This is a genomic window from uncultured Mycobacterium sp., from assembly GCF_964249325.1.
Taxonomy (GTDB): domain Bacteria; phylum Actinomycetota; class Actinomycetes; order Mycobacteriales; family Mycobacteriaceae; genus Mycobacterium.
The window spans coordinates 1-8,767 of sequence record NZ_CAXUCH010000185.1 but is presented as its reverse complement, the minus strand read 5'-3'; the positions used below and the strand labels follow the sequence as shown (position 1 = coordinate 8,767).

Below are 8,767 nucleotides of genomic sequence, written 5' to 3'. Positions count from 1 at the left end.
GATTCCGCCGCCGCCGCCGGGACCCGCGGGGGCCCCGGGACCCGGCCCGCCGACACCGGCGCCGGTGTCGGCCCCCGGTCCGGCCGGTCCGCCGCTGCCTGCTGAGGCAGGTCGCCAGTGAGCGCCGCGATGAACGGGCTGACGAGCGCAGTGGGCGTCATCGGCGGTTGCGCCCGCCGGCGGGTCTGGCAAGGGCTCGTCCTGCTTCTGGCGGCTGTGATGCTGAGCTCTTGCGGCTGGCGCGGAATCGCGAATGTGGCGATCCCCGGCGGCCCGGGCACCGGACCGGGCTCCTACACCGTCTACGTGCAAATGCCGGAAACCCTGGCGCTCAACAACAACAGCCGAGTGCTGGTGGCTGACGTCTTTGTCGGCTCGGTGCGCGCGATCAAACTGCAGAACTGGATCGCCACACTGACGCTGAGTTTGGACAAGAGCGTCAAGCTTCCGAAGAACGCCACCGCCAAGATCGGCCAGACCAGCTTGTTGGGTTCTCAGCATGTGGAGCTGGCGGCGCCGCTGCACCCGTCGGGGCAGCTGAAGAACGGCGACACCATTCCGCTGAAGAATTCGTCGGCGTACCCCACGATTGAGCAAACTCTGGCCAGTCTCGCCATGATCCTGCGCGGCGGCGGCATCCCGAATCTCGAAGTGCTGCAGAACGAGGTCTACAACATCGTCAATGGGCGGGCCGATCAGATCCGTGCTCTGCTCGGCAAGCTGGATACCTTCACCCGGCAGGTCAACGAGCAACGGTATGACATCACCCACGCTATCGATTCCACCAACCGACTGCTGGCCTACGTCGGTCCCCGCTCCGACGTGATCGATCGGGTACTCACCGAATTCCCGCCGTTGATCAAGCATTTCAACGAAAGACAGGACCTGCTGATCAATGCGGTCGACGCGCTCGGTCGGCTCAGCGAGCAAGCCAACCGCTACTTATCCGGTACGCGACCCAACCTGCATCAAGATCTGCAGTCGCTTCAGTGCCCGCTGAAGGAACTCGCACGTTCCGCACCAGATCTACGCGGCGCGCTCAAGCTTCTGCTGACCCAGCCCTTCGACATCGACACCGTGCCGAAGCTGCTGCGGGGCGACTACATGAACGTATCGCTGGAAGTGGACCTGACGCTTTCCGCCGTCGACAACGCATTCCTTACCGGGACAGGGTTCTCCGGCGCGCTCCGCGCGCTTGAGCAGTCGTATGGCCGCGATCCGGAAACGATGATCCCGGACGTTCGGTACACACCCAACCCGAATGACGCGCCCGGCGGGCCGCTGGTCGAAAGGGCAACATGCTGAGTCGCTTCCTGAGACGCCAGCTGATCCTGTTCAGCATTCTGACGGCGATCGCGATTGTCGTGCTGGGCTGGTACTACTTGCGCATTCCGAGCTTGGTGGGCATCGGTCAGTACACGCTGAAGGCGGACCTCCCGTCATCGGGCGGCCTGTATCGGACCTCTAACGTCACCTACCGCGGTATCACCATCGGCAAAGTCACCGACGTCCAGCCCACGGAAACCGGTGCGCAGGCGACGATGAGCATCGACAGCCGCTACAAGGTCCCGATTGACGCGACAGCGAACGTGCATTCGGTGTCGGCGGTCGGTGAGCAGTATCTGGATCTGGTTTCGGTCGGTAACCCGGGCAAGTACTTCTCACCGGGCCAGACCATCACCAAGGGCACCGTGCCCGCCGAGATCGGGCCGGCTCTGGACACCGCCAACCGCGGGCTGGCCGTGCTGCCCAAGGAGAAGATCGGCACGTTGCTCGACGAAACAGCGCAAGCGGTCGGCGGGTTGGGTCCGTCGCTGCAACGGCTGGTTGACGCGACCCAGGCGATCACCAGCGACTTCAATACCAATATCCGCGATGTCAACGACATCATCCAAAATTCTGGGCCGATCCTGGACAGCCAGGTCAACTCCAGTGATGCCATCCAGCGCTGGGCGCGTAATTTGAACAACCTCGGCGCGCAGGCCGCGGAAAACGACCAGCACATCCAAAGCATCTTGAGGCAAGCGGCGCCGACTGCTGATCAGGTCAACGAGGTGTTCAATGATGTCCGCGAGTCGCTGCCGCAGACGCTGGCGAATCTCGAGATTGTGTTCGAGATGCTCAAGCGTTACAACAAGGGTGTCGAGCAAGTGCTGACATTCTTGCCGCAGGGGGCATCGGAGGCGCAGGCAGTCGCGGCACCCTACGAGCGCGATGGTCGCCTTGCTCTCGATTTGGCGCTGTCGATCAATCAGCCCCCGCCGTGTCTGACCGGGTTCCTTCCGGCGTCGGAATGGCGGTCGCCGGCGGACACCAGTCTGCTGCCGTTGCCGTCGGGCACATACTGCAAGATTCCGAAGGAGACCCCGGCCAACGTAGTCCGCGGATCACGCAACATTCCTTGTGTCGACGTCCCGGGCAAACGCGCTGCCACGCCGCGGGAGTGCCGCGACCCCAAGCCGTACGTTCCGCTGGGTACGAATCCGTGGTATGGCGACCCGAACCAGATCAAGAACTGCCCGGCACCCAGCGCCCGCTGCGACCAGCCGATTAACCCCGGCCAGGTGATACCGGCACCGTCGGTCAACACCGGGTTGAACCCGGCACCAGCCGACCGTGTACAGGGGACGCCACCTCCGATCAGCGATCCTCTGCAGCGGCCTGGTTCAGGTACGGTGCAGTGCAACGGACAGCAACCCAACCCCTGCGTCTACACTCCCAGCGGGCCTCCCGCGGCGATCTACAGTCCGCAGAGCGGTGAACTGGTAGGGCCCGATGGTGTCAAGTACGCCGTCGAAAACTCGAGGAAAACAGGAGACGACGGATGGAAGGAGATGCTGGCACCAGCCGGCTGAACCCCGCCGATGCGCACGACTCTTCGTTTTCTGAGGTGATGGCCGAGCGTTCGTCAGAATCCGATGACGGAGCCGACCAGACCAGTCCCGAAGTGACGGCCGACGATTCGGCGGCGACCGCTGACGATATATCCGACGCAGGCCCAGCGCCCGCCGGTGTCGAGCGAGGCCCCTCGCGCCTGGGCCGCCGGTGGTTCGTTGGGATCATTGCGGTGCTTCTCGTGCTGGCCGGCGGAATCGGTGCCGGAGGATACTTCGCGCTGCGGGCCCACCGGCACAGCCAGAGTGTGGCGCGGCACGACTCGGCGGCCGTCGAGGCGGCTAAGGAATGTGTTTCAGCAACGCAGGCCCCGGACACCGGTGCCATGTCGGATAGCGCGCGGAAGATCATCGAGTGTTCCACCGGCGATTTCGGTGCCCAAGCGGCGCTGTACAGCGGTCTACTCGTCGACGCATACCAGGCCGCAAACGCCCACGTTCAGGTATCCGACATGCGCGCGGCAGTAGAGCGCAACGATGGCGACGGGTCGGTCGATGTGCTGGTGGCGCTGCGCGTCAAGGTGACCAATGCTGAAGCCAAAGAGCAGGAAACCGGCTACCGCCTGCGGGTCAAGATGGCCTCTGACGACGGGCGGTACAAAATTTCCAAGCTCGAACAGGTGACGAAGTGACGGTAGTGGTCGACAACACCGCGACCACGAAGGCCGTCCACGTCGAACCGGCAGATCGCCTGGCGTCGTGGCACGTTCGTGCCGGCGCGTTGGCAGTGGACCTGTTGCCCGGCGCCGCGGTGGTGGCCACCATGGCGTTGGTCGCGTTGAGTGTCCCGTTGCGCAGCACGTGGTGGTGGATGTGCGTTTCGCTCATCGGGCTAGCCATCCTGTTCATGGCGGTCAACCGGTTGCTGCTACCGACGATCACCGGGTGGAGCTTGGGCCGTGCGGTTTGCGGTATCAGAGTGATACGAGACGACGGCGAAGCCGTCGGACCGTGGCGGTTGCTGCTCAGAGATCTGGCACACCTGGTGGACACGGTGTCGGTGTTGGTGGGTTGGCTTTGGCCGCTGTGGGATTCGCGACGGCGTACCTTCGCCGACTTGCTGTTGCGCACCGAGGTTCGACTGGTCAATCCGGATCGGCGGCCGGGCACCCTCAGTCGCCTGACCGGGGTGTTAGTGCTGACGGCAGCCCTGCTGTGCTTGGGCGGCACCGCGATGGGCTACGTGGTGGTCTACCGCCATGACCGAGCGCTCGACCAGGTTCGTGCACAGATTGCGATACAGGGCCCGAAGATCGCCGCCGAGATGCTGACCTACGATCCCAAAACATTGCAGAGCAACTTTGAGCATGCCCGGTCGTTGACTACCGACAAGTACCGCGACCAACTCACCGCCCAACAGCAGGCGGTACAGAAAGGGAAACCGGTCACCAACCAGTACTGGGTTGTCGATAGCGCGATACGGTCCGTGTCGATCAATCATGCGACGATGTTGTTGTTCATGCAGGGGCAGCGCGGCTTACCGCCGAATGAACGGTACATCAGCGCAACTGTTCGGGTGACTTTCGCGAGGGGCGCGGACGCACGGTGGCGTGTCGATGACCTGACGGTGTTGACGAAACCTGGCCCTGCGGGTCACGGAAAATGAGTCCCCGCCGCAAGATTCCATCTGACGAGAAACCGCTGCTGGTTGCCCGCACCGCGAAGCAGCCGCGACAGTTGGCGCTGCGGTTGCTTGAGGGACTGCGCCCGCAAGCTTTGGCCTCGCGGCTCCGAGCGGGTTTGCGGTCGCGACGACGGGCGCTGCCGCTGGTCACCACAGTTGCCGCTCTCGCCATGGTGGGCGCGATCACCGCGTGCGCTCTCATGCTGATCTCGCATGAATCGCACCGGCGGACTGCAACGAAGGAGGCCGCGGCGCTCACCTACGTCAGTTCTTTCATGACACAGTTCACCTCCGTGGATCCGTTTCACGCCAACGATTATGTGGATCGCGTATTGGCCGAAGCCACCGGTGATTTCGCAAAGCAGTATCAAGACAAGGAAAACGAGATCCTCGTCCAGGTTTCCAAGCAGGAACCGACTAAAGGTACGGTGCTCGACGCTGGTGTGGAAAGGTGGAGCGACGATGGCAGCGCCAACGTGCTGGTCGCCGTCGACGTCATCTCCAAGTCCCCGGATGGCAAGCAGGTATTCGAAAACGCGACTCGATGGGTGGCGACAGCTAAGCAGGAAGGGAACCAGTGGAAGATCAGCAACCTGACACAGGTGATCTGACCGAAACCCGGCCGTCGCACCGGAAGCCGCGGTGGTGGGAGCGTCGTCGACAAGCCCGGGCCAGCACAGAGACAACTCAAAGCAGAAGCATCGACAAAGCTTCCGCCGAGCAATCCGGTACCGCCGACGCCGTTGAAGCCGAACCGGTCGAAACTGATGAGCGACGGCGCGAGTCCGACGATTCCCAGAGGGAATCTGTCGCCGACGACACGGCCGAGAGCGCCGAAAACACCAGCACCACAGCAGAAACTGGTGAGACGGACAGTGACGACGAGGCGCCAGATCGTGAAACCGGGGGAGAAGCCACCGAAGGTGCGGAAGCGGATAGCACCCGGACCCGGCGACCGGCCGGCAAGCGGCTCGCCATCGCGGTAGCCGTGGCCGCCGCTTTGTTCGTCGGTTCAGCGGCGTTCGCGGGTGCAACAGTGCAGCCCTATCTCGCCGATCAGGCCACGGTGGCCACCAAGCTCGAGATTGCGCGAACTGCAGCAGATGCCATCACGACGCTGTGGACTTACACACCGGACAACATGAGCACGTTGGCTGATCGCGCGGCGAATTACCTCAGCGGTGATTTCGAGGCGCAGTATCGCAAATTCGTCGACGGGATCGCGCCGACCAACAAACAGGCAAAGATAACGAATGACACCAAGGTGACCGGGGTGGCCGTGGAATCGCTGGACGGGCCGGATGCCGTCGCGATCGTGTACACCAACACCACGTCGACCAGCCCTCTAACCAAAGGCATTCCGTCGTTGAAGTACCTGTCCTACCGGCTGTTCATGAAGCGGACCCACGGGCGCTGGCTGGTCACCCGGATGACGACGATTACGTCGCTGGATTTGACGCCACGGGTTTAGCGCGGGCCGGCCGGAAAGATAACGGACGCCATGGCCGTTGCCTCGCCGGTATCTGACCGCTTGACCGTTGCCGCGTTGCTGCTGTTGACCTTTGCCACCGGCATCGTCGATGCGATCAGTGTGCTGGTTCTTGGCCATGTTTTCGTCGCGAACATGACTGGAAATGTGATCTTCTTGGGCTTCTGGTTCGTCCCGGGCTCCGGAGTCGACTTGACCGCAGCGGTCGTTGCCTTCGGTGGGTTTCTGGTCGGCACCATCGTCGGCGGCCGGCTGGCGCGACATCTGGGCCAGCAGACACGGCTATGGCTGGCGGCCGCGCTGGGCACGGAAATCGTGGTGTTGGTGGTGCTGTCGATCCTGGCGGGGACAGGCATGCTGGGTTATCACGACAACACCAAACTCATCCTGATTGTCGGACTCGGGCTGACGTTCGGTGTGCAGAACGCCACCGCCCGCCAGTTCGGCATCCAAGAGCTCACTACTACCGTGCTCACTTCGACGATCGTCGGAATCGGTTTCGACAGCAGGCTGGCCGGCGGCACCGGCCATCGTGAAAAACTGCGCTACAGCGTCGTTTTGACGATGTGCGGCGGGGCGGTGCTCGGTGCGACGCTGTCGCGGGTCACCGTGGCACCGGTGATCGCGCTAGCTGCCCTCGTCGTGTCGATGAGCCTGCTGATGTTTCAATTTGGGCCCGCTCCGGATGGTTGAGCAGCTGTTGGCACTGGAAGCAGGGTGCGTTAGAAGCGGCGTGTTTAGGGCGCGGATCGGCGGGTAGCACTGAGAGGTTCAGACCATTCGGTGGACGGGAGGAACCATGGCGACCGGAGAAACCGGATTCAGCGACGTCACGTTCGACCTCATCTCGGTGCAGTATCACTCGCTAAAAGCCGGTCACGACTATGGGCAGTATGTGCGTGACGCGAAGAACGCGGGGCTTGATGAGGTTGCCTCGTTCTTCGAGGAAGTCATGGCTCAAGACTCAGAGCGTGCCAGGCGCTGTCACGAATTGCTGGGGAAATTACAGGCTTCCTCACACGGTGGTCCCGCAGCGAGTTGACCGCAGTGTCCGAGATCTTATCGTAATCTTAGAGTTCGCTTACTTTTCTTAATTTGCGTGTAGTGTCGCGTCCTGATGTGCCTTTGCGCCGGAAGGAGCGCGGTGAACGAACGAGGTAAGCGTGCTGTGGTTTGCGGGGCCGGCATGGCTGGACTGTTTGCCGCGCGGGTCCTTTCAGAGTTCTACGAGGCCGTGACACTCGTCGAACGTGATCGGTTACCCAACGATGCGTCCCAGCGCCAGGGTGTGCCACAGGGCCGGCACTTTCATGCCCTTTCGATTGGCGGCGCGCAACTGCTGGGGCAATTGTTCCCCGGGGTGCTCGAGGCAATCGTGGCCGCGGGGGCACCGGTGTGCGATGACGGCAACCTGTCCCGAATCTCTTTCCGGGCGGGCGGGCACGAGCTCAACCGTTCAGGCCAGTTCACTGATCCAGCCGCGCGAGTGCTCTTTTCTGCCAGTCGACCGCTCGTGGAATCCCATGTCCGACAGCGGGTACGTGCGCTCGCTAATGTGGTCGTGTTGGACGGCCATGACGTCGTCGGACCGATTGCTGCACAGCCTGACCGAATCACAGGCGCACGGGTCGTCGATCGCGACACCGGTACGGAGAAGGGTCTGGACGCTGATTTGGTCGTTGATGCAATGGGCCGCAGCGCGCGCACACCTGCCTTCCTGGAGGACCTGGGCTATGGCCGCCCCGTCGAGCAACGCGCGGTGATACACGGCAGCTATTCAAGCCAGTTGCTGCGCATCCCGGAACGGACGATTACCGAGCTCCTTATCTTCGTTTGCCCAGAAGCGAATCGACCGACCGGCGGGGCGTTGTGCGCGTATGAGAATGGCACGTGGATGCTGTCGGTCGGATGCGTAGACGGGCGCGAACCACCACATGACCTTGCCGACATGGTCACGGTTTTCGCGGAATTCGCACCTGCTGACGTTGTGGCTGCACTGCGTGCCGCCGAACCCCTGGGGGACGTGGCGGTGATCCGTCACCGCGGGATGTGGCGACGCTATGACAAGATGCCGGCATTCCCGGCCGGCCTCTTGGTGTTCGGCGACGCGATCTGCAGCCTCAATCCCATTTACGGCCAAGGGATGACGATGGCGCTACTTGAAGCGGTCGCGCTGCGCGACTGCCTATCACGTGGAGATGCTGATCTGAGCAGGCGATTTTTCCAGGCTGCCGCGCGACGGATCGGGCCTGTGTGGGCGTCCAACCAAGTCAACGACCTCTACATGACCAAGGCGGATGGTCGGCGGTCGATATCGCAGCGCCTGGTGACTTGGCGTCTCGACAAGACTCTGACCGCCGCGGAAAATGACCCCGTCCTGACGGAGAGAATCTTTCGGGTAACGCAGTTTATCGACCCACCTACGACGCTCCTGCGCCCTTCCTCGGCGATGCGGCTGTTCGCAGGTCTGTGGTTCGCAATCCGACGGCGCGCGCAACCAGCTCTTGGATAACACTGGCCGGGGGATGCGAAATATCAACGCGCGCAATCGCGCGACGGATCATGCGGTGGTTCCCCGGAGCCGGCCCTACCGGGCTGATGCTGGCCGGTGAGTTGGCGCTCGCCGGAGTCGATGTCGCGATCGTCGAGCAACGCCGCAGCAGCGATGAGCTGATCGGGTCGCGCGCGGGCGGGATAACCCCACGCACCATCGAGGTGCTCGATCAGCGAGGCATCGTTGATCGGTTCCTGTCGCAGGGG

General features: G+C 62.9%; 9 protein-coding genes and 1 pseudogene. All 10 read left to right on the top strand.

Going from position 1 to position 8,767, the window contains the following annotated elements; all coding sequences use genetic code 11:
* The first annotated feature begins 129 nt into the window (after nt 1-129).
* Nucleotides 130-1,305, top strand: a complete 1,176-nt coding sequence (locus ACFE99_RS18985; RefSeq protein WP_375487971.1) for a virulence factor Mce family protein — start codon at nt 130-132, stop codon at nt 1,303-1,305.
* Entirely contained in the window at nt 1,299-2,855 is a 1,557-nt protein-coding gene (locus ACFE99_RS18980; RefSeq protein WP_375487969.1) for an MCE family protein, read from the top strand. Before ACFE99_RS18985 ends, ACFE99_RS18980 begins: the two co-directional genes overlap by 7 nt.
* Nucleotides 2,825-3,526, top strand: a complete 702-nt coding sequence (locus tag ACFE99_RS18975; protein WP_375487967.1) for a hypothetical protein — start codon at nt 2,825-2,827, stop codon at nt 3,524-3,526. Before ACFE99_RS18980 ends, ACFE99_RS18975 begins: the two co-directional genes overlap by 31 nt.
* On the top strand, nt 3,523-4,500 hold the full coding sequence (locus ACFE99_RS18970) for an RDD family protein (RefSeq protein WP_375487965.1): 978 nt from the start codon (nt 3,523-3,525) through the stop codon (nt 4,498-4,500). Before ACFE99_RS18975 ends, ACFE99_RS18970 begins: the two co-directional genes overlap by 4 nt.
* Entirely contained in the window at nt 4,497-5,129 is a 633-nt protein-coding gene (locus ACFE99_RS18965) for a mammalian cell entry protein (RefSeq protein ID WP_375487963.1), read from the top strand. The genes ACFE99_RS18970 and ACFE99_RS18965 overlap by 4 nt, the downstream gene beginning before the upstream one ends.
* On the top strand, nt 5,096-5,989 hold the full coding sequence (locus ACFE99_RS18960) for a mammalian cell entry protein (RefSeq protein ID WP_375487961.1): 894 nt from the start codon (nt 5,096-5,098) through the stop codon (nt 5,987-5,989). Before ACFE99_RS18965 ends, ACFE99_RS18960 begins: the two co-directional genes overlap by 34 nt.
* 30 nt (nt 5,990-6,019) lie before the next feature.
* Nucleotides 6,020-6,700 (top strand): YoaK family protein, encoded by a 681-nt coding sequence (locus ACFE99_RS18955; protein WP_375487959.1) that lies wholly within the window; start codon nt 6,020-6,022, stop codon nt 6,698-6,700.
* Between the two features lie 106 nt (nt 6,701-6,806).
* Nucleotides 6,807-7,049 (top strand): acyl carrier protein, encoded by a 243-nt coding sequence (locus ACFE99_RS18950; protein WP_375487957.1) that lies wholly within the window; start codon nt 6,807-6,809, stop codon nt 7,047-7,049.
* 75 nt (nt 7,050-7,124) lie between these two features.
* The gene (locus ACFE99_RS18945) at nt 7,125-8,519 is read left to right on the top strand and encodes an FAD-dependent oxidoreductase (protein ID WP_375487955.1); all 1,395 of its coding nucleotides are present in this window, start codon (nt 7,125-7,127) and stop codon (nt 8,517-8,519) included.
* A gap of 13 nt (nt 8,520-8,532) precedes the next feature.
* A pseudogene (locus tag ACFE99_RS18940) lies at nt 8,533-8,767 on the top strand (FAD-dependent monooxygenase); the annotation flags it as partial.